The sequence below is a fragment of the Stenotrophomonas sp. 17(2023) genome, from assembly GCF_030345315.1.
Taxonomy (GTDB): Bacteria; Pseudomonadota; Gammaproteobacteria; order Xanthomonadales; family Xanthomonadaceae; genus Stenotrophomonas; species Stenotrophomonas acidaminiphila.
On sequence record NZ_CP128405.1, the window covers coordinates 2,073,567 to 2,096,337 of the forward strand.

At 67.3% G+C, this 22,771-nt stretch carries 21 protein-coding genes; 9 read left to right on the forward strand and 12 right to left on the reverse strand.

From position 1 onward, the window contains the following. Positions 1-3: 3 nt before the first annotated feature. Positions 4-429, reverse strand: a complete 426-nt coding sequence (ndk, locus tag QQA12_RS09365; RefSeq protein ID WP_182334567.1) for a nucleoside-diphosphate kinase — start codon at positions 427-429, stop codon at positions 4-6. 209 nt (positions 430-638) lie between these two features. Here ndk and QQA12_RS09370 point away from each other — a divergent pair, with 209 nt between their 5' ends. The 3 genes from QQA12_RS09370 (at position 639) to QQA12_RS09380 (ending at position 4,973) form a co-directional block, all read left to right on the forward strand. Beyond that, positions 639-1,292: a TetR family transcriptional regulator gene (locus tag QQA12_RS09370; protein WP_226049151.1), complete on the forward strand. Its 654-nt coding sequence runs from the start codon at positions 639-641 to the stop codon at positions 1,290-1,292. 31 nt (positions 1,293-1,323) lie between these two features. Next, complete coding sequence (locus QQA12_RS09375; protein WP_226049152.1) at positions 1,324-3,696, forward strand: 3-hydroxyacyl-CoA dehydrogenase/enoyl-CoA hydratase family protein; 2,373 nt, start codon at positions 1,324-1,326, stop codon at positions 3,694-3,696. Positions 3,697-3,764: 68 nt separating this feature from the next. Next, positions 3,765-4,973 carry an acetyl-CoA C-acyltransferase gene (locus QQA12_RS09380; RefSeq protein WP_226049153.1) on the forward strand — a complete coding sequence of 403 codons (1,209 nt, stop codon included), beginning with the start codon at positions 3,765-3,767 and terminating at the stop codon, positions 4,971-4,973. 386 nt (positions 4,974-5,359) lie between these two features. Here the strand turns inward: QQA12_RS09380 and galU are convergent, their stop codons facing one another. The 8 genes from galU to cmk form a co-directional block, all read right to left on the reverse strand. Then, entirely contained in the window at positions 5,360-6,238 is an 879-nt protein-coding gene (galU, locus tag QQA12_RS09385; RefSeq protein WP_054666275.1) for a UTP--glucose-1-phosphate uridylyltransferase GalU, read from the reverse strand. Then, positions 6,238-8,139, reverse strand: a complete 1,902-nt coding sequence (locus QQA12_RS09390; protein WP_226049154.1) for a nucleoside-diphosphate sugar epimerase/dehydratase — start codon at positions 8,137-8,139, stop codon at positions 6,238-6,240. Before QQA12_RS09390 ends, galU begins: the two co-directional genes overlap by 1 nt. 3 nt (positions 8,140-8,142) lie before the next feature. Beyond that, positions 8,143-9,129, reverse strand: a complete 987-nt coding sequence (locus QQA12_RS09395) for a lipopolysaccharide biosynthesis protein (RefSeq protein WP_226049155.1) — start codon at positions 9,127-9,129, stop codon at positions 8,143-8,145. A gap of 3 nt (positions 9,130-9,132) precedes the next feature. Then, the gene (gene lapB / locus QQA12_RS09400; protein WP_054666281.1) at positions 9,133-10,311 is read right to left on the reverse strand and encodes a lipopolysaccharide assembly protein LapB; all 1,179 of its coding nucleotides are present in this window, start codon (positions 10,309-10,311) and stop codon (positions 9,133-9,135) included. Between the two features lie 6 nt (positions 10,312-10,317). Then, positions 10,318-10,608 (reverse strand): lipopolysaccharide assembly protein LapA domain-containing protein, encoded by a 291-nt coding sequence (locus QQA12_RS09405; RefSeq protein WP_054666284.1) that lies wholly within the window; start codon positions 10,606-10,608, stop codon positions 10,318-10,320. A 79-nt stretch (positions 10,609-10,687) separates the two neighbouring features. After that, complete coding sequence (locus QQA12_RS09410) at positions 10,688-10,993, reverse strand: integration host factor subunit beta (protein ID WP_054666286.1); 306 nt, start codon at positions 10,991-10,993, stop codon at positions 10,688-10,690. Positions 10,994-11,082: 89 nt separating this feature from the next. After that, positions 11,083-12,774, reverse strand: coding sequence for a 30S ribosomal protein S1 (gene rpsA, locus QQA12_RS09415; protein ID WP_054666289.1), 1,692 nt, complete (start codon positions 12,772-12,774; stop codon positions 11,083-11,085). A 193-nt stretch (positions 12,775-12,967) separates the two neighbouring features. Beyond that, positions 12,968-13,645 carry a (d)CMP kinase gene (gene cmk, locus QQA12_RS09420; protein WP_054666292.1) on the reverse strand — a complete coding sequence of 226 codons (678 nt, stop codon included), beginning with the start codon at positions 13,643-13,645 and terminating at the stop codon, positions 12,968-12,970. Between the two features lie 189 nt (positions 13,646-13,834). Between cmk and ykgO the strand changes: the two genes are divergently transcribed. The 6 genes from ykgO to QQA12_RS09450 all read left to right on the forward strand — a co-directional run bounded on the left by ykgO (position 13,835) and on the right by QQA12_RS09450 (position 18,472). Then, positions 13,835-13,960 (forward strand): type B 50S ribosomal protein L36, encoded by a 126-nt coding sequence (gene ykgO, locus QQA12_RS09425; RefSeq protein WP_005409283.1) that lies wholly within the window; start codon positions 13,835-13,837, stop codon positions 13,958-13,960. Between the two features lie 297 nt (positions 13,961-14,257). Continuing rightward, on the forward strand, positions 14,258-14,527 hold the full coding sequence (locus QQA12_RS09430; RefSeq protein ID WP_226049925.1) for a hypothetical protein: 270 nt from the start codon (positions 14,258-14,260) through the stop codon (positions 14,525-14,527). Positions 14,528-14,645: 118 nt separating this feature from the next. Then, the gene (locus tag QQA12_RS09435) at positions 14,646-15,680 is read left to right on the forward strand and encodes an agmatine deiminase family protein (RefSeq protein WP_054666296.1); all 1,035 of its coding nucleotides are present in this window, start codon (positions 14,646-14,648) and stop codon (positions 15,678-15,680) included. A gap of 139 nt (positions 15,681-15,819) precedes the next feature. Further along, positions 15,820-16,704 carry a carbon-nitrogen hydrolase gene (locus QQA12_RS09440; RefSeq protein ID WP_054666300.1) on the forward strand — a complete coding sequence of 295 codons (885 nt, stop codon included), beginning with the start codon at positions 15,820-15,822 and terminating at the stop codon, positions 16,702-16,704. A gap of 15 nt (positions 16,705-16,719) precedes the next feature. After that, a complete protein-coding gene (locus QQA12_RS09445) occupies positions 16,720-17,250 on the forward strand; it encodes a GNAT family N-acetyltransferase (protein ID WP_054666303.1) in 531 nt (176 codons plus the stop codon). 4 nt (positions 17,251-17,254) lie between these two features. Then, entirely contained in the window at positions 17,255-18,472 is a 1,218-nt protein-coding gene (locus QQA12_RS09450; RefSeq protein ID WP_152985008.1) for a TraB/GumN family protein, read from the forward strand. Positions 18,473-18,496: 24 nt separating this feature from the next. On the opposite strand, the gene QQA12_RS09455 is transcribed toward QQA12_RS09450, so the two are convergent. The 3 genes from QQA12_RS09455 to QQA12_RS09465 are packed head-to-tail and all read right to left on the reverse strand — an operon-like array spanning position 18,497 to position 22,767. Continuing rightward, positions 18,497-18,916, reverse strand: a complete 420-nt coding sequence (locus QQA12_RS09455; protein WP_226049156.1) for a DUF6326 family protein — start codon at positions 18,914-18,916, stop codon at positions 18,497-18,499. 7 nt (positions 18,917-18,923) lie between these two features. Continuing rightward, positions 18,924-19,637 carry a DUF4386 family protein gene (locus QQA12_RS09460; protein ID WP_054666309.1) on the reverse strand — a complete coding sequence of 238 codons (714 nt, stop codon included), beginning with the start codon at positions 19,635-19,637 and terminating at the stop codon, positions 18,924-18,926. Between the two features lie 52 nt (positions 19,638-19,689). Beyond that, positions 19,690-22,767 carry an efflux RND transporter permease subunit gene (locus QQA12_RS09465; RefSeq protein WP_226049157.1) on the reverse strand — a complete coding sequence of 1,026 codons (3,078 nt, stop codon included), beginning with the start codon at positions 22,765-22,767 and terminating at the stop codon, positions 19,690-19,692. Between the last annotated feature and the right edge of the window lie 4 nt (positions 22,768-22,771).

The following is a 22,771-nucleotide window of genomic DNA, read 5'->3' on the forward strand; positions in this document are numbered from 1 at the left end:
CGCTCAGCGCGAAACCACGTCGGTGGCGGCGAAGAAGTAGGCGATCTCGATCGCGGCATTCTCGACCGAGTCCGAGCCGTGGGCGGCATTGGCGTCGATGGATTCGGCGAAGTCGGCGCGGATGGTGCCCGGCGCGGCTTCCTTCGGATTGGTGGCGCCCAGCAGGTCGCGGTGGGCCAGCACGGCGTTCTCGCCTTCCAGGGCCTGGATCATCACCGGGCCGGAGATCATGAACTCGACCAGCGCGTTGAAGAACGGACGCTCGCGGTGCACGGCGTAGAAGCCCTCGGCCTCGCGGCGCGACAGCTGCTTGTACTTGGCGGCCACGACCTTCAGGCCGGCCTTCTCGAAGCGGGCGTAGATCTCGCCGATCACGTTCTTGGCGACGGCATCGGGCTTGATGATGGAAAGGGTGCGCTCCAGCGCCATGGGAATTCTCCGGATTTGGGGCCGGTCGGCCCGAGGGTACATGAAAAAAACCCGCGTGCGGACGCGGGCTTAGCCTGAATTGCGGTTGCCAATTCTAACGGGTGGCCCGGGGCTTTGCACAGCGCCAGATGAATGATGCTGCATAGCAGCATGACCCGGGCACCCACCGGGCGTAGCATCCAAACAATCGTTTGATTGATTCCATCGCCATGGGCAAACCCGCCAGCTTCTCCACCAAGGACCGCATCCTCGGCGCCGCCGAGGAGTTGTTCGCGCAATACGGCTTCTCCGGCACCTCGCTGCGCCAGGTGACCAGTCACGCCGACGTCAACATCGCCGCGGTCAACTACCACTTCGGCTCCAAGGAAAACCTGGTCAACGAGGTGTTCCGCCGGCGCATGGACGAGATGACCGCCGCCCGCCTGGCGCAGCTGGAGCAGGCCCGCTCCACCCACCCGGGCGACCTGCGCGCGGTGCTGGCCGCCTTCGTCGAGCCGGCGCTGGCGATGGCCCAGGACCGGCAGAGTGGCGGCGCGTTCGTGCGGGTGATCGCCCGCGCCTATGCCGAGAAGAACGACAACCTGCGCAAGTTCCTGTCCGACCACTACGGCCATGTGCTGCGCGAGTTCGGCAAGGCCATCGGCGCCTGCGTGCCCGGCCTGAGCAAGGAAGAACTTTACTGGCGGCTCGACTTCCTCGCCGGCGCGCTGACCTATGCGATGGCCGACTTCGGCCTGATCAAGCGCCCGCACGGCATCAGCGAGGCCGCGCATCGCAGCAAGGCCGCCAACGAACTGATCCATTTCGCCGAGGCCGGGTTCCGCGCCAGCGCGCATGGCGCCATCCCGCCCGCCTCCCCCTGATTCCACCCGGTACCAACAAAGGCCCTACACCATGTCCAATTCCCTGCTGATCCGCCGCGCCGCCGTGCTGGGTGCCGGCGTCATGGGTGCCCAGATCGCCGCCCACCTCACCAATGCTGGCGTCGACACCGTGCTGTTCGACCTGCCTGCAAAGGAAGGCCCGGCCGACGGCATCGTGCTCAAGGCGATCGCCAACCTGGGCAAGCTCAGCCCGGCGCCGCTGGCCAGCACCTCGCTGGCCGAAGCCATCACCCCGGCCAACTATGAGTCCGGGCTGGAGCAGCTGAAGGACTGCGACCTGATCATCGAGGCCATCGCCGAGCGCATGGACTGGAAGCAGGACCTGTACAGGAAGATCGCGCCGTTCGTGGCCGACCACGCGGTGCTGGCCTCCAACACCTCGGGCCTGGGCATCAACAAGCTGGCCGACGTGCTGCCCGAGCAGCTGCGCCACCGCTTCTGCGGCGTGCACTTCTTCAACCCGCCGCGCTACATGCACCTGGCCGAGCTGATCCCGGCCACCACCACCGACGCCGCCGTGCTCGAAGGCCTGGAGGAATTCCTGGTCACCACCCTGGGCAAGGGCGTGGTGTACGCCAAGGACACCCCGAACTTCATCGGCAACCGCATCGGCGTGTTCTCGATCCTGTCCACCATCCACCACACCCAGCAGTTCGGCCTGGGCTTCGATGAAGTGGACGGCCTGACCGGCCCGCTGGTCGGCCGCCCGAAGTCGGCCACCTACCGCACCTCCGACGTGGTCGGCCTGGACACCATGGCCCACGTCATCAAGACCATGGGCGACACCCTGCCGGACGACCCGTGGCATGCGTTCTTCAAGTCGCCGAAGTGGCTGGAGGCGCTGATCGCCAAGGGCGCGCTGGGCCAGAAGACCGGTGCCGGCATCTTCCGCAAGGTCGGCAAGGACATCGTCGTGCTGGACCTGGAAAAGCAGGACTACCGCCCGGCCGACCGCACCGCCGCGCCGGAGGTGGTCGAGATCCTGAAGATCAGGAACCCGGCCGAGAAATTCGCCAGGCTGCGCGAGAGCCAGCACCCACAGGCGCAGTTCCTGTGGGCGACCTTCCGCGACCTGTTCCACTACAGCGCCTATCACCTGGCCGACATCGCCGAGACCGCGCGCGACGTGGACCTGGCCATCCGCTGGGGCTACGGCTGGTCGCTGGGCCCGTTCGAAACCTGGCAGGCCGCCGGCTGGAAGCAGGTGGCGCAGTGGATCGCCGATGACATCGTCGCCGGCAAGAGCATGAGCAGCGCGCCGCTGCCGGACTGGGTGTTCGACGGCCGCGACGGCGTGCATGCCGCCGAGGGCAGCTACAGCCCATCGCGCAACGCCAAGCTGCCGCGCTCGTCGCTGCCGGTTTACCAGCGCCAGCGCTTCCCGGACCCGCTGCTGGGCGAGAAGTTCGCCCCGGGCGAGACCGTGTTCGAGAACGACGGCCTGCGCATGTGGCACGACGGCGACGGCATCGCCGTGGTCAGCTTCAAGACCAAGATGAACACCGTCTCCGACCAGGTGCTGGACGGCCTGCAGGAATGCGTCAGCCGCGCCGAGAAGGACTTCCAGGGCCTGGTGATCTGGCAGCAGAAGGAGCCGTTCTCCGCCGGCGCCGACCTGGCCGGCGCGCTGGGCCTGCTGCAGGCCGGCAAGGTCGACCAGTTCGAACAGATGGTCGCCAACTTCCAGCGCACCAGCCAGCGCATCAAGTACTCGCTGGTGCCAGTGGTTGCGGCGGTGCGCGGCCTGGCCCTGGGCGGCGGCTGCGAATTCCAGATGCACAGCGCCAAGACCGTGGCCTTCCTGGAAAGCTACATCGGCCTGGTCGAGGCCGGCGTTGGCCTGCTGCCGGCCGGCGGCGGCCTGAAGGAACTGGCCGTGCGCGCCTCGCAGGCCGCGGGCCCGGGCGGCGACGTGTTCGCCGAACTGAAGAAGACCTTCGAGACCGTGGCGATGGCCAAGGTGTCCAACTCGGCGGTCAACGCCAAGGAGCTGGGCCTGTTGCGCGGCACCGACAAGGTGGTGTTCAACAGCTACGAGGCGCTGTACATCGCCAAGGCCGAAGCACGTGCGCTGGCCGAAGCCGGCTACCGTCCGCCGCTGCCGGCGCGCCGCATCCAGGTCGCCGGCGACGTCGGCATCGCGACCTTCAAGATGATGCTCGTAAACATGCTCGAAGGCCGTTTCATCAGCGAGTACGACTACGAGATCGCCGAGCGCATCGCCACCGTGCTGTGCGGTGGCAAGGTCGACCGCGGCACCCTGGTCGACGAACAGTGGCTGCTGGCCCTGGAGCGCAGGCACTTCGTCGAGCTGGCCCAGCAGGAAAAGACCCAGGCCCGCATCGCGCACATGCTGAAGACCGGCAAGCCGCTGCGGAACTGACGGAAGACAACGGCAGTGCCGGCCACGGGCCGGCCCCTCTTCCAACCCCTATTCGAGAGATCACCGCAATGACCAAGCAAATCCAGGACGCCTACATCGTCGCCGCCACCCGCACTCCGGTGGGCAAGGCGCCCAAGGGCATGTTCCGCAATACCCGCCCCGACGACATGCTGGCGCACGTCCTGCGCAGCGTCGTGGCCCAGGCGCCGGGCGTGGACGTCAAGCGCATCGATGACGCGATCATCGGCTGCGCCATGCCGGAAGCCGAGCAGGGCATGAACGTGGCGCGCATCGGCGTGCTGCTGGCCGGCCTGCCGAACACCATCGCCGCGCAGACCGTGAACCGCTTCTGCTCCTCCGGCCTGCAGGCCGTGGCCCAGGCCGCCGACGCGATCCGCCTGGGCAACGCCGACCTGATGCTGGCCGGCGGCACCGAATCGATGTCGATGGTGCCGATGATGGGCAACAAGATCGCGATGGCGCCGAGCGTGTTCGACAACGACCACGTGGCCATCGCCTACGGCATGGGCATCACCGCCGAGAAGGTGGCCGAAGAGTGGAAGGTCTCGCGCGAAGACCAGGACGCGTTCGCCCTGGCCTCGCACCAGAAGGCCATGGCCGCGATCCAGGCCGGCGAATTCAAGGATGAGATCAGCCCGTACGAGATCGTCTCGCACCTGCCGGACCTGGCCGACGGCCAGCGCATCATCACCCGCAACAGGATCGCCGACACCGACGAAGGCCCGCGCCCGGATTCCTCGGCCGAAGGCCTGGCCAAGCTGCGCCCGGTGTTCCGCAACGGCCAGTTCGGCGGCACCGTCACCGCCGGCAACTCGTCGCAGATGAGCGATGGCGCCGGTGCCGTGCTGCTGGCCTCGGAGCAGGCGATCAAGGACTACGGCCTCACTCCGCTGGCGCGCTTCGTCAGCTTCTCGGTGGCCGGCGTGCGCCCGGAAGTGATGGGCATCGGCCCGATCGCCGCGATCCCGAAGGCACTGAAGCAGGCCGGCCTGAGCCAGGACCAGCTGGACTGGATCGAGCTCAACGAAGCCTTCGCCGCGCAGTCGCTGGCGGTGATCCGCGATTGCGGCCTGGACCCGGCCAAGGTCAACCCGCTGGGCGGCGCGATCGCGCTGGGACATCCCCTCGGCGCCACCGGCGCGATCCGTACCGCGACCCTGCTGCACGGCCTGCGCCGTCGCCAGCAGAAGTACGGCATGGTGACCATGTGCATCGGCACCGGCATGGGCGCTGCGGGTATTTTCGAGGCGCTGTAAGGTTCAAAGCGTTGCCGGCGGGCGTGTCTGTCTGCCGTGGTCCCGGGCGGGCAAGAGACCGCCCGGGATACGCCGTAAACCCGTCCATCGGGGTTTGGCGGAGCCCTCCGCCGCGTAAAGGGATCGGCGCCCGATTCAATACCCGTTGTGGAAACAGGAAAGGCAGCCGATGGCTGCCTTTCCCGTTTCTGCTCTGATCTTCATTCCGCCCTTCCCCTACGCGCCCACAGGAACTGTGCAGAGGCGTGGACAGGTCGCCGCGGGACCATTGGCATCATGGATGGCGCCAACGAATCCTGCGGATGGATCTACGGTGTGTCCTGCCGGACCTGCCCGCACGCCTCCCACGCCCGGCGGGAAGGCGCGACGGAGCGCCTGAAAACCCCCTATTCCGCCAGCATCGCCGCCAGCTTCTCGCGTGCAGGGCCCGCCAGTTTGGGGTTGTCCAGCGCGAAGCGGATCGTCGCCTCCACCAGCCCCAGGTGCGTGCCGCAGTCGAAGCGGGTGCCCTCGAAGCGGTAGGCATCGACCTCTTCGGTCTTCAGCAGCTGCGCGATGGCATCGGTCAGCTGGATCTCGCCGCCGGCGCCGCTGCCGGTCTGCTCAAGCAGGTCGAAGATCTTCGGGCTCAACACGTAGCGACCGACCACCGCCAGATCGCTGGGGGCATCTTCCGGCTTCGGCTTCTCCACGATCTGCGAAATACGGCCCTTGCGGCCATCGAACGCCTCGGTGGCGACAATGCCGTAGCTGGCAGTCTTGTCGTGCGGCACGTCCTCGACCGCGATCACGCTCGCACCGCTGGCCTCGTTGAGATCGGCCATCTGCTTCAGCGCGCCATGGCCACGGTTCCAGATCAGGTCGTCCGGCAGCAGCACGGCGAACGGCTCGTCGCCGACCACCGCCCTGGCGCACAGCACCGCATGGCCCAGGCCCAGCGCTTCGGCCTGGGTCACGAAGACCGCCCGCACGCCCTCGGGCAGCACGTGGCGGATCATTTCCAGCTGTTCCTGCTTGCCGGCGCGCTCGAGCTTCTGCTCCAGTTCGTAAGCCTTGTCGAAATAGTCCGCAACCGCGTGCTTGTAGCGGTTGGTGATGAACACCAGGGTGTCGCAACCGGCCTCGATCGCCTCATCGACGGCGTACTGGATCAACGGGCGATCGATGATCGGCAGCATCTCCTTGGGAACGGTTTTGGTAGCGGGCAGGAAGCGCGTGCCGAGACCTGCGACAGGAAAAACCGCCTTGCGAATGCGTCGGGACATCAGTTCCTACCAGCCTCTTTGGGAAACGGGACAATATTGGTTTTCGTGCTCGGCTCCGTCGCTTCGCCCAGTGGCGAATACTCGGGGATGACGGCAGACAGGATCGCCTGCATCGCCTCGACATCATAGCCGGCTACCGCCTCGCGCAGGCGCGGCAGGCTGCCCAGCACGCGCTCGGTGGAGAATTCGCGGACACCGGCCTCGAGCACCTTGGGATGGGCGGTGGGCCGGCTGTTCTCGTCAGAATAGAACAGGCTTTCATGCAGCTTCTCGCCCGCACGCAGCCCGGTATAGACGATGGCGATATCGGTACCCGGCTGGTGCCCGGCAAGCCGGATCATCTGCTCGGCCAGCACCCGGATCAGCACCGGCTCGCCCATGTCCAGCATATAGATCGCACCGCGCGACGAGGACGCCGCCGCCTGCAGGATCAGCAGGCACGCCTCCGGGATCGTCATGAAATAACGGCTGACTTCCGGATGGGTCACGGTCACCGGCCCGCCCTTGCGGATCTGCTCGCGGAACAGCGGAACCACGCTGCCTACCGAGCCCAGCACATTGCCGAAGCGCACGGTGACGAAGCGGGTCCCCTTCTTTTCGTTGAGGCTCTGGCAGATCATTTCCGCATAACGCTTGGTCGCACCCAGCGCATTGGCCGGGTCGACCGCCTTGTCGGTGGAAATGAACACGAAATTGTCCACGCCGTGTTCCTGGCAGGCGCGGGCCATGCATTCGGTCGCCAACGTATTGTTGCGGATGGCCTCCCGCATCTGCCCTTCGAGCAGCGGAACCTGCTTGTAGGCCGCGGCATGGAACACGGTATCCGGGCGGTACAGGCCCAGCGCACGGCGGGCGACGGCAGGATCGCCGCAGTCGCCCAGCACGCACTCGATTTCCAGGTGCGGGAAGTTGCGGCAGAGTTCGCTCTGGATGTTCAGCATGAGAATCTCGCTGATTTCCAGCAGCACGATCCTGCCTGCACCATGGCGCGCGCACTGGCGGCAGAGCTCGGAGCCGATGGATCCGCCGGCGCCGGTCACCATCACCGTGCGCCCGCGCAGCCAGCCACGGATCAGCGCCCAGTCCGGCTGTATGGGCTTGCGGCCGAGCAGGTCCTCGATGGCCACTTCCTTGAGCTGCCCGGGCAGCATGCTTCCTTCCAGGACATCGCTCAGCCTTGGCACGGTCCGGAACGGCAGGCCGGTGCTCTCGCACAGCGCCACGATCCGCTGCATCCCGGCCGCATCCAGGGTGGGAATGGCGATCACCAGCAGTTTCGCTGCCGTTTCCCTGGCCACGGACGCAACGTCGGAAATGGTTCCCAGGATCGGGATGCCCTGCAGCTTGGCCCCCTTCAGGTGCGGCGAATCGTCAAGCAGGCCCACCGGCTCGTAATCGCCTGAGCGGCGCAGGTCCTTGACCAGCGCCTCGGCGGCGTGCCCCGCCCCAAGTACCAGCACCCGGCGCGCGCGCGCGTCGGAATGGATCGACTGGTAGTCCTTCCACGCCCGGTACAGCAGGCGTGGTCCACCCAGCAGGGCCGCCAGCGCGAACGGGTAGATCGCCAGCACCGACATCGGAATGCCGTTCAGGCGCCGATAGCTGAACACCAGGACGATCGCGCCCATGCCGATGAAACAGGCCTTGAAGATGTTGACCAGGTCGGTGACGCTGGCAAAGCGCCAAAGCCCGCGGTACAGGCCCACGTAATGGAACGCCATGGCCTGCAGCAGCATGACGATGACGAGATCGAAGCTGATCAGGGGAATGACAGGCGCGCCTTCCAGCATCGCATAGCGGGCGACGTGCAGCAGCTGCCAGCATGCCCACACCATCACCAGGTCATGCAGCATCACCGCGATGCGTGGAAAATTCCCTGCCAGCTGTCGCCAGACCGCCATTGGTCATCCTTCCCTATTGTTGGACGTGTTCCGTAGAGCGAACCAGAGACCCGCTGCCACCGCCCCCCAGGCCATGGCCGCCAGCTGGTTCCACGGCGAGGAAAGCCGGTGGGAAACCAGTGTCAGCGCGATTCCGGCAACGCCGAACAATGCGTAGCCCAACGTGACTGTGACGTGACTGTGGCCGGATTTTACCCAGCGTTGGTACAGATGCTGGGTGTGCGGCTCCATCCAGCGCTCCCCCCTGAGGATGCGGCCAGCCAGCGTCAGGCCGGCATCGACGAGGAACGCGGACAGCGGGATCAGCAGTACGGCCAGGGGCGCGCTGCGCGTCGCCAGCCCCAACGCGACCAGCCCGGCCAGCAGATAGCCCAGCGCGCCGCTGCCGACATCGCCCATGAAGATCCGCGCCCTGGGGAAATTGAATGGGAGGAACCCCGCTACGCCCGCCGCCAGGACCAGCGCCAACGCGGCAACCGGGGTGGGCAGCAGCAGGGCGTAGGCCAGTGCTGCCAGCAACGCCTGCGTTGCAGCCAGGCCATCGATGCCGTCCATGAAGTTCCAGACGTTGATCAGACCAATCGCCAGCAAGGCGCTGGAAGCGGCCCGGAACGCATCCCCGGTCCAATGCCACACCAGGCCCGCCAGCAGCAGGCCGGCCAGCACATGTACGGCCAGCCGCGGAAGTGCCGGCAAGGGCCTGTGATCGTCCCACCAGCCGATTCCCGCCACCAGCAGCAGGCCGGCGGAAAACACCGCCAGCGTCGCCGCCGCCGCGGGAAACAGGACGCCGATGCACAGGCAGGCGAGCAGCTGCGAGGCGACGATGGCGATGCCCCCCCCGCGTGGCGTCGCGACCGCATGGCTCCTGCGCTCCCCCGGCTGGTCCAGCAACTGCCGGCGCAGCGCATAGCCGCGTGCCATGGCCGTCAGCCATGCCGCGACCAGCACGACCGCAAGCAGCCCCGGGACCATCCATGCCGGCTGCATCGATCAGAGCACCGCGTAGTTCAGCAGCGGCTTGACCGTCCCCCATTCCTTGCAGCTGGGGCACTGCCAATGGTGGGTACGCGCACCGAAACCGCAGCGGGTGCAGCGATAGGCCGGATTGCGCACCAGCAACTGGTCGGTGATGTGCTTCAGGTCCTGCAACGTCGCCACCGGGTCGGCACCCTCGGCCAGCGTGAGGTCGATGAGCGCCGATTCGCCGCGTACCGAGGGACGGTCCTTCAGCTGGCGCCCCAGATAGGCGCGTGCGGGGCCGGCACCCTCCTGCTCTTCCATCAACCGCGACAGCGCCAGCACCGGGGCGATGCCGCGGTAGTGTTCGGTCATTTCCGCCAGGAACGCGCGCGCGCCGGCCAGGTCGCCCACGTTGCGGTAGTTCTTGAGCAGCTGCGGCAGGATCTCGGGCAGATAGTCGGGGTCGTTGCGCGCAGCCCGCTCGAAGGCACGCACGGCGGCTTCATCGTTGCCGAAATCGCTTTCCAGCCGGCCCTCGATGATGCCGGCGCGCACGCTCATGGCGTCGGCGGCGTTGGCGCGCTCGATCGCCGCACGCGCCTCGTCCAGGCGTCCGGCGGCACGATGGCGCTCGGCCAGCTCGCACTCGAACTGCCCGATCAGCTTGCCCATCGGCTCGTCGGTGACCTGTTCGTAGCGGGTCGCGTTTTCTATCGCCTTCTCCCAGTCGCGCTCCGCCTGGTAGATGCCGATCAGGTGCTTCAATGCCTGCGGCGCGCGCTGGTCGATGCGCGCAAGATCGGTGAACACGGTCTCGGCACGGTCCAGCAGGCCGGATTTCATGTAGTCCTCGCCCAGCGCGAGCAGGGCCTGGACACGCTGGTGGTCCGACAGGTCCTGGCGGTTGGCCAACCCCTGGTGCAGGCGGATGGCGCGGTCCACCTCGCCGCGGCGACGGAACAGGTGACCGAGCGCGAGCTGGGTCTCGAAGGTCTCCCGGTCCAGTTCGGCGATATGCAGGAACAGTTCGATGGCCTTGTCCGGCTGCTCGTTGAGCAGGTAGTTCAGGCCGCGGAAATAGGTGCTCGACAGGCGGCTGACCTGGTTCTCGCTGTGGCGCTGCCCGCCACGCCGGCCAATGACCCAGCCGCAGAGCGCGGCGATCGGCAGGAACAGGAAGAACCAGAACCACTCACTGATGAAGGCCATCGTCGATCAGCGTCCGTCGAAGGGAGAAGGTGCCTGCGGCGCGGGCGCGGCGGCAGGGGCTGCAGCGGCCTTGTTGGCTCGCCGGAGCCTGGAATAAAGAGGAATGACCACACCCGCCAGCACCAGGCCACCGCCAACCAGCGCCCCGAGCAGCAGCGACACGATGATCGCGAGCCCGGATGTGGTGTGGAGCGCCCAGAACGCCAGCCGGATATCGACGGGCTGCGAATTGAGCGAGCCTATCACCAGGCCGCCGACCAGCACGGCCAGCAGAATCAACAGACGGACAGCCTTCATGCGGCAGCCTGCTCCATGTCCACGGAGCCACTAGCTTAACGGCCGTGGCCTCGATCCGCAGCAGGCGGATCAAAGAAACTCAGGCCGGGTCGCTTTCCAGCGGCACGACGTCGCTCACGCGCTCGCGCAGCTCCTTGCCCGGCTTGAAATGGGGGACGTGCTTGCCCGGCAGGGCGACCGATTCGCCGGTCTTCGGGTTGCGCCCCATGCGCGGCGGCCGGTAGTGCAGCGAGAAGCTGCCGAAGCCACGGATCTCGATGCGGTCGCCGGAAGCCAGCGCGCCGCCCATCATCTCCAGCAACGACTTCACGGCCAGATCGACATCATCGGCCTTCAAGTGCGCCTGGTGGCGCGCAAGGATTTCGATCAGCTCGGATTTGGTCATTGCGGACTCGTCACGAAGGTAAAACCCCGAAGCGGCCCGGACTTTCGTCCGGGCCGCCCAGGTTGCATCTACGACAAGCTCAAGGCCGATTACTCGGACTTGTTGCCACCCAGCTGCGCGCGCAGCAGCGCACCCAGGCTGGTGGTGCCGGCAGCGGCTTCGGTCGAGGACTTGTTGTACTCGGCCAGCGCTTCGGCGGTCTCGGCTTCATCCTTGGCCTTGATCGACAGCTGCATGGTACGGCCCTTGCGGTCCATGCCCACGAACTTGGCTTCGACCTTGTCGCCCACCTTCAGGTGCTGCGAGGCGTCGTCGACGCGGTCGTGGCTGATGTCGCGGGCCGAGACGTAGCCTTCGATGCCGTCAGCCAGCTCGATCACGGCGCCCTTGGCGTCGACTTCCTTCACCACGCCTTCGACCTTGGAGCCCTTCGGATTGGCCGCCATGTACTGGCCGAACGGATCCTGCTCCAGCTGCTTCACGCCCAGGGAGATGCGCTCGCGCTCCGGATCGACGGCCAGGACGACGGCGTCCAGGGTGTCGCCCTTCTTGAAGTTGCGAACGACGTCTTCGCCGGTGGTGTTCCAGCTGATGTCGGACAGGTGGACCAGGCCGTCGATGCCGCCGTCCAGGCCGATGAAGATGCCGAAGTCGGTGATCGACTTGATCTGGCCGGAGACCTTGTCACCCTTCTTGTGGGTGGCGGCGAAGGTTTCCCACGGATTGGCGGCAACCTGCTTCATGCCCAGCGAGATGCGGCGACGCTCTTCATCGACGTCCAGCACCATCACTTCGACTTCGTCACCGACCTGCACGACCTTGGACGGGTTGACGTTCTTGTTGGTCCAGTCCATCTCGGACACGTGCACCAGGCCTTCCACGCCCGGCTCGATCTCGACGAACGCGCCGTAATCGGTGACGTTGGAGACCTTGCCGAACACGCGGCTGTTGGCCGGGTAACGACGCGAGATGTTGTCCCACGGATCCTCGCCCAGCTGCTTCAGGCCCAGCGAAACGCGGTTGCGCTCGCGGTCGAACTTCAGCACGCGCACGTCCAGCTCGTCGCCGACGTTCACGACTTCGGACGGATGGCGCACGCGCTTCCACGCCATGTCGGTGATGTGCAGCAGGCCGTCGATGCCACCCAGGTCCACGAACGCGCCGTAGTCGGTCAGGTTCTTGACGACACCCTTCAGGATCGCGCCTTCCTGCAGCTTGTCCATCAGCTGCTCGCGCTCTTCCGAGTGCTCGCTCTCGACGACCGCGCGGCGGGAAACGACCACGTTGTTGCGCTTGCGGTCGAGCTTGATGAGCTTGAACTCCAGCTCCTTGCCTTCCAGGTAGGCCGGGTCGCGCACCGGGCGCACATCGACCAGCGAACCCGGCAGGAACGCGCGGACATCCTTGATGTCGACGGTGAAACCACCCTTGACCTTGCCGCTGATGCGGCCGGTGATGGTCTCGTTCTTCTCCAACGCTTCTTCCAGCTCGTCCCACACCATGGCGCGCTTGGCCTTCTCGCGCGACAGGACGGTTTCGCCGAAGCCGTTCTCGATCGAGTCGAGCGCGACCTTCACCTGGTCGCCCACGCCCACGTCGATTTCGCCAGCGTCGTTACGGAACTGTTCGATCGGCACGATGCCTTCGGACTTCAGACCGGCGTTGATCACCACCACGTCGCCGCGGACGTCGACGACGGTGCCGACGACGATGGCGCCCGGCTTCAGCTTGGCCAGATTGGCCTGGCTGGCTTCAAACAGTTCTGCAAATGATTCGGTCATTGGATTTACTCAGTTGAACACATGGGCAGGCCGCTCCCTTCGGGGAATGCGTGCCGCCCGCCTGTTGGTCGACCCCGTGCCGGCGGCCGTGTGTGGAGTGGAAAAACCGCCGTGCACCCTGCACGACGGAGCCTTGTACGACTTCGATTTGCGCGACGGCGGCCGTCACCGGCCGCTCTCACGGAACCGCGGGTCACGCTTCCGGCGAAGGAAGCAGGCCCAGCACCTTGGCAACGACGTCGTCGATGCCGATACCGCTGGTGTCGATGAGAACGGCGTCATCGGCCGGCCTCAGGGGCGCCACTGCGCGCTGTGCATCACGGGCGTCGCGGGCCATGATCTCGCGCAGGAGGTCATCAAAGTTAACCGAAACCCCTTTTTCTTTCAACTGTTTATGCCGCCTGTGCGCGCGCTCCTCGGCACTGGCGGTCAGGAACACCTTGAACGGGGCGTCCGGGAAGATCACCGTCCCCATGTCGCGGCCGTCGGCCACCAGCCCCGGCGCCATCCTGAATGCGCGCTGGCGCTCCTTCAGCGCGGCCCGCACCTCCGGGATGGCGGCGATCGCCGAGGCCAGGGCGCCGGTGGTCTCCAGGCGCAGCTCGTCGGTGGCGTCGGTATCGTTGACCAGCACCCGCAGGCTCTCGCCGCGCTCGACGAAGCGGATCCGGGTGTCGAACGTGCAGCGCACCAGCGCCGAGGCGTCGGAGGTATCGATGTCGGCCCAGCTGGCAGCCACGCCCACCGCCCGGTACAGCGCCCCCGAATCCAGGTAATGCCAGCCCAGCCGGTGCGCGACGATGCGGCTGACGGTACCCTTGCCGGCCCCGGACGGGCCGTCGATGGTAAGAACGGGGGGAAGTGGACTCATCTGCGGCCTGCGCGGGAACGGGAATCGGGCCATTCTAGCGCCCGCTCCGGCCCGACTGACGCCGATTGCACGCAACCACTTGAACCCACATGGAATTGCCCGGTAGAATGGCGGGCTTGAACGAGCGTCAACCTGCATATCCGCGGCTACGCTCCCTGTAGAACTCCAACGTATCCGCCGAGGTATGCCATGAAAGTCCTGTCCTCCCTGAAGTCGGCGAAGGCCCGTCACCGTGACTGCAAGGTGGTTCGCCGTCGCGGCAAGATCTTCGTGATCTGCAAGTCGAACCCGCGCTTCAAGGCTCGCCAGCGCTGAGCCGACTGGCGCCCGCCGCCAGCGGAATCCGCGAGGGTTCCGGTATTCGCAGAAAGCCGCCCCAGGGCGGCTTTTTGCATCTTCGTCCCCTGCTCACGACCGGCCGCGTATCCTGCACCCGCCATGTCCGCCGCGCGCATCCCGCGCCCGGCAGCGCGGAACAGGGCTGCCTGCCGCTTTATCGACGCCGTTTTTTTGCTGTAATCGCCACTTGTCCTCCGGGGAGAAGCGACCATGAAGCAGACCATCCGGGCCCTGGCCCTGACCGCCGCGATCATCGCGGCACCCACCACGGCGATGGCCGACACCCTGCTGATCGAGCGGGCGCAGGAAAAGCCGGCGGGCGCGCTCCCGGCGCGCGGCGAGTCGATGGGGCAGGTCCAGGCGCGCTTCGGCGACCCGCAGGAGCGGCTGGAGCCGCGCGGCGGCCAGAAGCGGCAGTGGCCGACGATCAACCGCTGGGTCTATCCCGCCTTCACCGTCTACTTCGAGAAGCAGCGGGTGATCGACGTGGTCGCCAACCAGGCGGGCCCCGACGAGATCGGCCCCAAACCGCCGGTCCGCTGATCCACGCCCGCCGCCGCGTCGGCGGCCTGCACGCCATTACTCCCTGCACCTCCCGGCACCGGGAGGTGCGCCAACGCACCGGACTCCGCTCCGGGCATGATCCGAGCACCTACCCGCAATGACCGATGCACTTCGTTTTCCCGCCGAATGGGAGGCCCAGTCCGGCGTCCTGATCGCCTGGCCGCACGTCGACACCGACTGGGCCGAACGCCTGGCCGAGGTCGAGGAGACCTATATCGCGCTGGTCGCCGCCATCACCCGCTTCCAGCCGGTGCTGATCTGCGTGGCCGACGACGACATCGAGACCTATGCGGAAATGCGCCTGCGCTCCAACCGCATCGACATGCAGCGCGTGCGCTTCATCACCGCGCCCTACGACGACACCTGGCTGCGCGACTCCGGCCCGATCACCCTCCGGCGGGCCGACGGCGGCTTCCAGTTGCTGGATTTCCGCTTCACCGGCTGGGGCGGCAAGTTCGAGGCGAGCCTGGACGACCAGCTGGTCGGCGTGCTGCACGAGGCCGGCGCCTTCAACAACGCCCAGGTGCGCAGCATCGCCTTCGCGCTGGAAGGCGGCGCCATCGACACCGACGGCGACGGTACCCTGCTGACCACCTGGAAGTGCCTGCACGAGCGCCACCCGGAGCGCGACCGCGCATCGCTCGGCGCCGACATGGCGCAGTGGATGCACCAGGAACGCGTGCTGTGGCTGGACCACGGCTATCTGGAAGGCGACGACACCGACGCCCACGTCGACACCCTCGCCCGCTTCGCCTCGGCCGACAGCATCGTCTACCAGGACTGCGATGACCCGCAGGACTCGCACCATGCCGAGCTCAAGGCGATGGGGGCCGAACTGGCCGCGCTGCGCACCCGCGATGGCCAGCCCTACCGCCTGTTCCCGCTGCCGTGGGCGCAGCCGGTGATCGACGAGGGGCGCCGCCTGGCCGCGTCCTACGCGAACTTCCTGATCATCAACGGCGCGGTGCTGATGCCGGCCTATGGCGACCCCGCCGACGACGCCGCGCGCGAAGTGCTGGCGCGTGCCTTCCCGGACCGCGAGATCGTACAGGTGCCATGCCGCCCGCTGATCTGGCAGAACGGCAGCCTGCACTGCATCACCATGCAGTTGCCGAGCGGACTGATCGACTGAAGCCCGGCACCCTCGCCTGTTTCCCCGGCCTGCCTGGCAGGCCCGGGGTCCCGGCATACCGCCCCCCCCCCATTCACGCCCTTGCCGCCAACCGCCCCGTGTGCAGGGGCGGTTGCTCCTCCCGGTTTACAATGCCCGCATGAAGACCCATTCCCTCACCGTCGCCCTGATCCAGGAGCGCAACCACGGCGATGCCGCCGCCAATCTGGCCGTGATCGAGGCCCGCGTCGCCGAAGCCGCGGCGCAGGGCGCCAAGCTGGTGCTGCTGCAGGAACTGCACAACGGCCCGTATTTCTGCCAGCACGAATCGGTGGACGAGTTCGACCTGGCCGAGTCGATCCCCGGCCCGAGCACCGAGCGCCTGGGCGCACTGGCCAGGCAACACGGCGTGGTCATCGTCGGCTCGCTGTTCGAGCGCCGCGCCGCCGGCCTTTACCACAACACCGCGGTGGTGTTCGAGAAAGACGGCACCCTGCTCGGCAAGTACCGCAAGATGCACATCCCCGACGACCCGGGCTTCTACGAGAAGTTCTACTTCACCCCGGGCGACATCGGCTTCAAGCCGATCGACACCTCGGTGGGCCGCCTCGGCGTGCTGGTGTGCTGGGACCAGTGGTACCCGGAAGCCGCGCGCCTGATGGCGCTGGCCGGCGCCGAGCTGCTGCTCTACCCCACCGCCATCGGCTGGGATCCGGACGACGTACAGGACGAGAAGAACCGCCAGCGCGACGCCTGGGTACTGAGCCACCGTGGCCATGCCGTGGCCAACGGCGTGCCGGTGCTGTCGTGCAACCGCGTCGGCCACGAACCTTCGCCGCTGGGCGCGTCGGGCATCCAGTTCTGGGGCAACAGCCACGTGCTCGGCCCGCAGGGCGAGTTCCTGGCCGAGGCCGGCGCCGAGCCGACCGTGCTGGTCTGCGAGGTGGACCTGCAGCGCAGCGAACACGTGCGCCGCATCTGGCCGTTCCTGCGCGACCGTCGCATCGACGCCTACGGCGACCTGCTCAAGCGCTACATCGACTGACCGGGACACCTGCGCATGGCCGTGCACATCCGTGATGCCGGCGCGGCCGACATCGCCGCCATCGCCGCGATCTACGCGGTCGAAGTGACCGACTTCGTCAACACCTACGAATACGAGGTGCCGGACGAGGCCGAGATGCTGCGGCGCATGCAGGACATCCTCGCCCGCGGCTTTCCCTACCTGGTCGCCGAGATCGACGGCCAGGTCGCCGGTTACGCCTACGCCAACACCTACCGCAGCCGCATCGCCTACCAGTGGACGGTGGAGAACTCGGTCTACGTCGATGCGCGCTTCCAGGGCCGCGGCGTGGGCAGCGCGCTGCTGCAGGCGCTGATCGACGCCTGCACCGCGCGCGGCTACCGGCAGATGGTCGCGGTGATCGGCGAGCCGGCCAATACCGCGTCGATCAGGCTGCACGAGCGTTTCGGGTTCCAGCTCGTGGGCGTGTTCCGCGGCCTGGGTCGCAAACACGGCCGCTGGCTCGACACGGTGCAGATGCAACGCGCGCTCGGCGATGGCAGCGAGCGCGCCCCCTCCAATGAATGACGCAATGACCGACACCCACTCTGAAAGCGGCAGCGAACTGCTCGCCGGCCAGCCGCTGCGCATCGTCGAACGCGATGGCGTGCGCTACACCCTGCTGGGCACCGCCCACGTCTCCGCCGCCAGCGTGCAGGCGGTGGAACAGGCCATCGGCAGCGGCCAGTACGATGCCGTCGCGGTCGAGCTCGATCCGCAGCGGCTGCAGGCCCTGACCAACCCGGATGCACTGGCGCAGCTGGACCTGGTCGAGGTGATCCGCAAGAACCGGGTCGCTCTGTTCGCCGCCAACCTCGCCCTCGCCGCCTACCAGCGCCGGCTCGCCGAGCAGCTGGGCATCGAACCGGGCGCCGAGCTCAAGCGTGCGGTGACGCTGGCGCAGGAACGCGGCCTGCCGGTGCACCTGATCGACCGCGATGTCGGCCTGACCTTCCGCCGCGCCTCGCAGCGCCTGGGCTTCATCGGCAAGCTCAAGCTCGTCGCCGGGCTCGGCGCCGGCCTGTTCTCGTCCGAGGACGTGGGCGAGGATGAGATCGAGAAGCTCAAGCAGGGCGACATGCTCGAATCCAGCTTCGGCGAGTTCGCCAGCGAGAGCCCGGCGCTGTACGAGAGCATCATCGGCGAGCGCGACCGCTACATGGCCACGCGCCTGCGCGAGGAGCGCAGCGACAGCCAGCGCAACGTGCTGGCGGTGGTCGGTGCCGGCCACCTGGCCGGTCTGGCGCGCTACCTGGAAACCGATACCGTGGCCCCCGGCCCGCTGCGCCAGGCGCTGGAAGCGGTACCGAAGAAGCGCAACGTGCCGTGGATCACGCTGACCATCCTGGCCGTGATCCTGGCCGGTATCGGCGTCGGCTTCTGGAAGGGCGGCATGGGCATGGGCGCTGACATGCTCGCGACCTGGGCGCTCTACACCGGCGGCCTGGCCGGCCTCGGCGCACTGCTGGCCGGCAGCCATCCATTGAGCATCCTGACCGCGGTGGTGGTGGCGCCGTTCAAGCCGTTCCGCCTGAGCATCCCCACCGGCGCGTTCTCAGCGCTGGTGGAAACGCGGCTGCGCCGGCCGGCCTATGCCGACTTCCTGCGGCTGCGCGACGACGCGCAGTCGCTCAAGGGCTGGTACCGCAACCGGGTCACGCGCGTCGTGCTGACCTTCATGCTCACCAACCTCGGCAGCATGCTCGGCCTGTGGCTGACCGGCTTCACCGTCTACGGCAAGCTGGTGTGACCGGCTACGGCGCCACCGCGGCCATCAGGCACGCGGCCAGCGCCAGGACAGGCCCACGATGAGCAGGCACAGCACGATCTCGATGCTGCTGTAGGCCAGGTAGAACCACCATGCGCCCGGCATGGTGAGCGCGACGAAGGCGGCGTAGAACAGGGCCAGCCCGATGCCGAGCCAGCGCGTCAGCCGCGCCGGCAGGGCCAGCGACAGGAACACCATCAGTCCGGGCACGACCAGCAGCAGGGCCACGAACAACAACGAGCCCTGGCTGCTCGGCCCCATCGGACCGCCGCCATCGAGCATGTATTTCAGCTTGCCGGGCCGGTACAGGCCGAAGTAATCGCCGTACAGGTAGCAGAACGTCAGGCTGGCCCACAGCGCGGACAGCTTCAGGCGCAGAGGAAGCGGCGGATCGGACAGCGCGGTCCGGGAAGATCGGGTCTGCATGATGACCTCACTGGGCAAGGGAACGTGATGCGGCGGGGCGCGCCGCGCGCAGGCCGAACAGCAGCAGCCACAGGCAGGTGCCGATCTCGCCGACGGAGGCCGGCAGCGTCAGGTGGGCCGATATCCACCAATCCGCGTAGCCGGGTACCAGCAGTTCCGCCAGCACATCCAGCACATAGCCCAGCCCGCCCAGCACCAGCAGCGCGCCCAGCAGGCGCGGCAGGCGCCGCGAGCGCAGCACCAGCCAGCCCAGCGGCAACAGCCACAGCCCCCAGAACACGCGCACCAGCTGCATGCCGCCGCGGTAGGCCTTCAACGCCGCATGCGCGAGCTGCTGGCGCTGCTCCGGCGACAACAGCTGCGCGCTGTCGGCGTCGGTCAGCAGCGACAGCGCCTGCAACCGGTGCGACAACGCCGCCAACGCCAACGGAACCGCCATCGCCACGAACGCCAGCATCAGCGTCGCCGCGCTGCGGCTGACATCCTGGAAGCTGCGGTACAGCACCAGTGCCAGCAGCAGGTACGCCACCTGCTCGACGACGAAAGCCGCCACGCCCTGCTTGAACAGCGCCTGCCTGGCGACCACGTTGTCCAGCATCGCGCCCGCGTCGGCGCCGGCCAGCTGCGCCGGCACGTAGGCCAGGCAGAAGATGCCGGTGACGACGACGATCAGGTACAGGACACCGGCAAGCCGGCCGCCCGGGTGAAGTGCATGTGGCATCCGCGGTCTCCCTGGAAAATGCTCCCGCCGGAGTGGCGGGAGCGCGACAGCCTTACTCCTGCACGGGCGCCGCCCCGGCCGCCGGCAGCGGCGCCAGCCCGCGCGCGCGCCGCACCAGGCGCGCGGTTCCCGTGCGCAGGTCGTCGAGGATGGCGTAGATGGTCGGCAGGAACAGCAGGCTGACCACGGTCGAGAACGCCAGGCCGCCGGCAATGGCGCGTGCCATCGGGTAGTACGGCGGCATGCCGTCGGCGGTCTTGGTGTTCAGCGCGATCGGGATCATCGCCAGGATCGCGGTGCCCATCGTCATCATGATCGGGCGCAGGCGCTCGCGACTGCCTTCCACCAGCGCGTCGGTACGTGCCATGCCGCGCCGGCGCAGGTTGTTGATGTGCTCGATCATCACGATGCCGTTGTTGACCACCACGCCCATCAGCACCAGGATGCCGATCACCGCCATGATGTTCATCTCGGTGCCGGTGAGCCAGAACAGCCAGTACACGCCGAAGATCGAGAACAGCACGCAGGACATGATCGCCGCCGGGAACAGCAGCGACTCGAACACCGCGGCCATGATCACCACCATCAGGATCAGCGCGATGAAGATGCTGTTCACCATCTGCTGCATGCCATCGAAGTTGATGTTGAAACCGGCGCCGGCGAAGGTATAGCCGTAACCGGGCGGGAACTGCACGCCTTCCAGCGTGGCCTCCACCGACTTGCGCGCCTGGTCCATCGGCACGTCCTTGGCCAGCCCCGCCTCGATCCGCAGCATGGTCTGCCGGTTCAGCCGCTGGATCGAACTGGCCGCCGGGTTGACGCTCACGTCGACCATCGCCAGCAGCGGTACTTCCTTGCCGCCGGCAGTGCGCACCATGAACGACGACAGGTCCTCGATGCCATAGCTCTCAGAGCCGGCAAAGCGCACGTTGACCGGGATCTCGACGTCGTCGCGGTGGAAGTCGCGCAGCGAGGAGCCGCGCAGCGCCATGCCGACGAACTGCGCCACCTGCTGTGCGCTGAAGCCGTAGGCGGCGGCGCGCTCACGGTCCACCCGCACCGCCAGTTCGGTGTTGGCGTCGCCGGTATCCACACGTACGTCGCGCAGCTTCGGGTCGCGTGCCAGTATCGGCAGGATGTCGTCGGCCAGTTCCTTCAGCGTCTGGGTCGAATCGCCCACCAGGCTGAAGCGGATGCCCTGGCCGTCGCTGCCCATGCCACCGGGCCAGCCGATGCCGATCTTGGCGCGCGCCGACTGCGGCAGCCCCTTGCGCACCTCCTCCTTGATCTTCTCGCTCAGCGCCGGGTCCTCGGTGTCCAGGAACAGCCGCGTCTGCGCCCAGCCCTGCTCGCTGTAACGGCTGAACACGCGTTCGACGTGGAATTCCTTGCGGTGCACATTGACGAATGCCTCCACCCGCGCCACTTCCCGGCCCATCTCCTCCTTGGAGTAGGCGCCGCGCCACTGGTAGAAGATGTTGATCTCGCTCGGATCGCCGTCGTCGCCGCCACCGGTGGTATGCGTCATCGGATACACGCTGGCCAGGGAAATGGCGAGGATGCCGCCCACCGCCCAGCCGCGGTGCTGCAGCGTCCAGCGCAGCGCGCGCGCATAGCGTTCCTGCATCCGGTTGATCAGCGGCGACTTCAGCGCCGGCGGGGTCTTCATCCGCGCCGACAACATCGGGATCAGGCTCACCGCCACCAGCCACGAGGCCAGCAGCGAGACCGAGATCGTCACCGCCAGCTGCGACAGGTAGATGGTGATGATGTTCTTCTCGCCGAACATCATCGGCAGGAACACCACGCAGTGGCACAGGGTGCCGGCCGACAGCGCGATGGCCACGTGGCGGGTACCGATGATCGAGGCCAGCGAGGGCTGGTCGGGGTACTTCTCGCGCTCCTGGTAGATGCTCTCGACCACCACCACCGCGTTGTCCACCAGCATGCCCACCGCCAGCAGCAGGCCCATCATCGAAATGATGTTCATGGTGATGCCGGCGAAGTACATGAACCCCAGAGTCATGATGAAGCAGATCGGGATGGCCAGCGACACCATCAGCGTCGACGGCCAGTGGCGCAGGAAGGCGTACAGCACGATCACCGACAGCAGCAGGCCGATCGCGCCGGCCTCGGCCAGCGCCAGCAGCGAACTGGTGACCGCCTGTCCCTGGTCGTCGGTGACTTCGATGCCGACGCCGCGCATCGCCGGATCTTCCTGCAGCCGCTCGATCTCGGCGCGCACCGCGCGCGAGAGATCCACCAGGTTGGCCGAGCGCTCCTTGTACACGTCGACGCCGACGCTGGGCCTGCCCTCCATCTGCCGCACGTAGTTCATGCGCTGCGGCTGCAGGCTGACTTCGGCGATATCCGACAGCCGGGTGCCGCGCTTGTCGACCGGCAGGTTGCGCAGCGCCTGCAGTTCCAGCAGCTCGCCGCGCGGCTGCACGCGCAGGCGCCGGCCGGCCTCGGTGATCTGCCCGGCAGACACCGAGAAGTTGGCCGCCTGCAGCTTCTGCACCAGTTCGTTGAGCGCCACCCCGTGCGCGCTCAGCCGGTCCTTGTCCAGCGCCACCAGCACTTCCTGCTTGGCGACACCCTCGACCTCGACCCGGGCCACCCCGGGCAGGCGTTCCAGGCGCTGCTTGATGCTGCGCTCGATCAGGTCCGCGCGCGCGGTCAGGTCCTCGTCGCTGGTCAGGCGCAGGCTCATCGCCTCGCGGTCGCTGGTGCTCCAGCGCTGCACGTAGTAGCGGCGGAAATCGTCCGGCAACTGGTCGCGCACCGCATCGATGCGCTCGCGCGCCTCGGACGCGGCCATGGCGATATCGCGGTTCCAGTCGCTGAATTCGACCTGGATCTGCCCGCCCTCGGCATTGGCGCGGGCGTTCATCGACTTGATGCCAGGCATCGTGGCGATGGCTTCCTCGACCGGCCGCAGCAGGTTGCGCTCCACTTCCTCCGGCGTCGACCCCGGGTACGGCAGCGACACGAAGAAGAAGGGGATGGTGGCTTCCGGCTCGGCCTCCAGCGGCAGCCGGAAGGCGGCGATCAGGCCGATCGCCACCATCGACACGAACAGCATGATGGTGGTGACGGGGCGGCGGATGGACAGCTCGGTGATGTTCATCCGT

Coding starts and splice junctions, on each gene's coding strand:
- QQA12_RS09460 (WP_054666309.1), bottom strand. CDS start 19,637: ATGCCACATGCACTTCACCCGGGCGGCCGGCTTGCCGGTGTCCTGTAC.
- ykgO (WP_005409283.1), top strand. CDS start 13,835: ATGAAAGTCCTGTCCTCCCTGAAGTCGGCGAAGGCCCGTCACCGTGAC.
- rpsA (WP_054666289.1), bottom strand. CDS start 12,774: ATGACCGAATCATTTGCAGAACTGTTTGAAGCCAGCCAGGCCAATCTG.
- lapB (WP_054666281.1), bottom strand. CDS start 10,311: ATGGCCTTCATCAGTGAGTGGTTCTGGTTCTTCCTGTTCCTGCCGATC.
- QQA12_RS09375 (WP_226049152.1), top strand. CDS start 1,324: ATGTCCAATTCCCTGCTGATCCGCCGCGCCGCCGTGCTGGGTGCCGGC.
- QQA12_RS09370 (WP_226049151.1), top strand. CDS start 639: ATGGGCAAACCCGCCAGCTTCTCCACCAAGGACCGCATCCTCGGCGCC.
- QQA12_RS09455 (WP_226049156.1), bottom strand. CDS start 18,916: ATGCAGACCCGATCTTCCCGGACCGCGCTGTCCGATCCGCCGCTTCCT.
- QQA12_RS09435 (WP_054666296.1), top strand. CDS start 14,646: ATGACCGATGCACTTCGTTTTCCCGCCGAATGGGAGGCCCAGTCCGGC.
- QQA12_RS09465 (WP_226049157.1), bottom strand. CDS start 22,767: ATGAACATCACCGAGCTGTCCATCCGCCGCCCCGTCACCACCATCATG.
- QQA12_RS09380 (WP_226049153.1), top strand. CDS start 3,765: ATGACCAAGCAAATCCAGGACGCCTACATCGTCGCCGCCACCCGCACT.
- cmk (WP_054666292.1), bottom strand. CDS start 13,645: ATGAGTCCACTTCCCCCCGTTCTTACCATCGACGGCCCGTCCGGGGCC.
- QQA12_RS09410 (WP_054666286.1), bottom strand. CDS start 10,993: ATGACCAAATCCGAGCTGATCGAAATCCTTGCGCGCCACCAGGCGCAC.
- QQA12_RS09395 (WP_226049155.1), bottom strand. CDS start 9,129: ATGCAGCCGGCATGGATGGTCCCGGGGCTGCTTGCGGTCGTGCTGGTC.
- QQA12_RS09390 (WP_226049154.1), bottom strand. CDS start 8,139: ATGGCGGTCTGGCGACAGCTGGCAGGGAATTTTCCACGCATCGCGGTG.
- QQA12_RS09450 (WP_152985008.1), top strand. CDS start 17,255: ATGACCGACACCCACTCTGAAAGCGGCAGCGAACTGCTCGCCGGCCAG.
- galU (WP_054666275.1), bottom strand. CDS start 6,238: ATGTCCCGACGCATTCGCAAGGCGGTTTTTCCTGTCGCAGGTCTCGGC.
- QQA12_RS09430 (WP_226049925.1), top strand. CDS start 14,258: ATGGCCGACACCCTGCTGATCGAGCGGGCGCAGGAAAAGCCGGCGGGC.
- QQA12_RS09440 (WP_054666300.1), top strand. CDS start 15,820: ATGAAGACCCATTCCCTCACCGTCGCCCTGATCCAGGAGCGCAACCAC.
- QQA12_RS09405 (WP_054666284.1), bottom strand. CDS start 10,608: ATGAAGGCTGTCCGTCTGTTGATTCTGCTGGCCGTGCTGGTCGGCGGC.
- QQA12_RS09445 (WP_054666303.1), top strand. CDS start 16,720: ATGGCCGTGCACATCCGTGATGCCGGCGCGGCCGACATCGCCGCCATC.
- ndk (WP_182334567.1), bottom strand. CDS start 429: ATGGCGCTGGAGCGCACCCTTTCCATCATCAAGCCCGATGCCGTCGCC.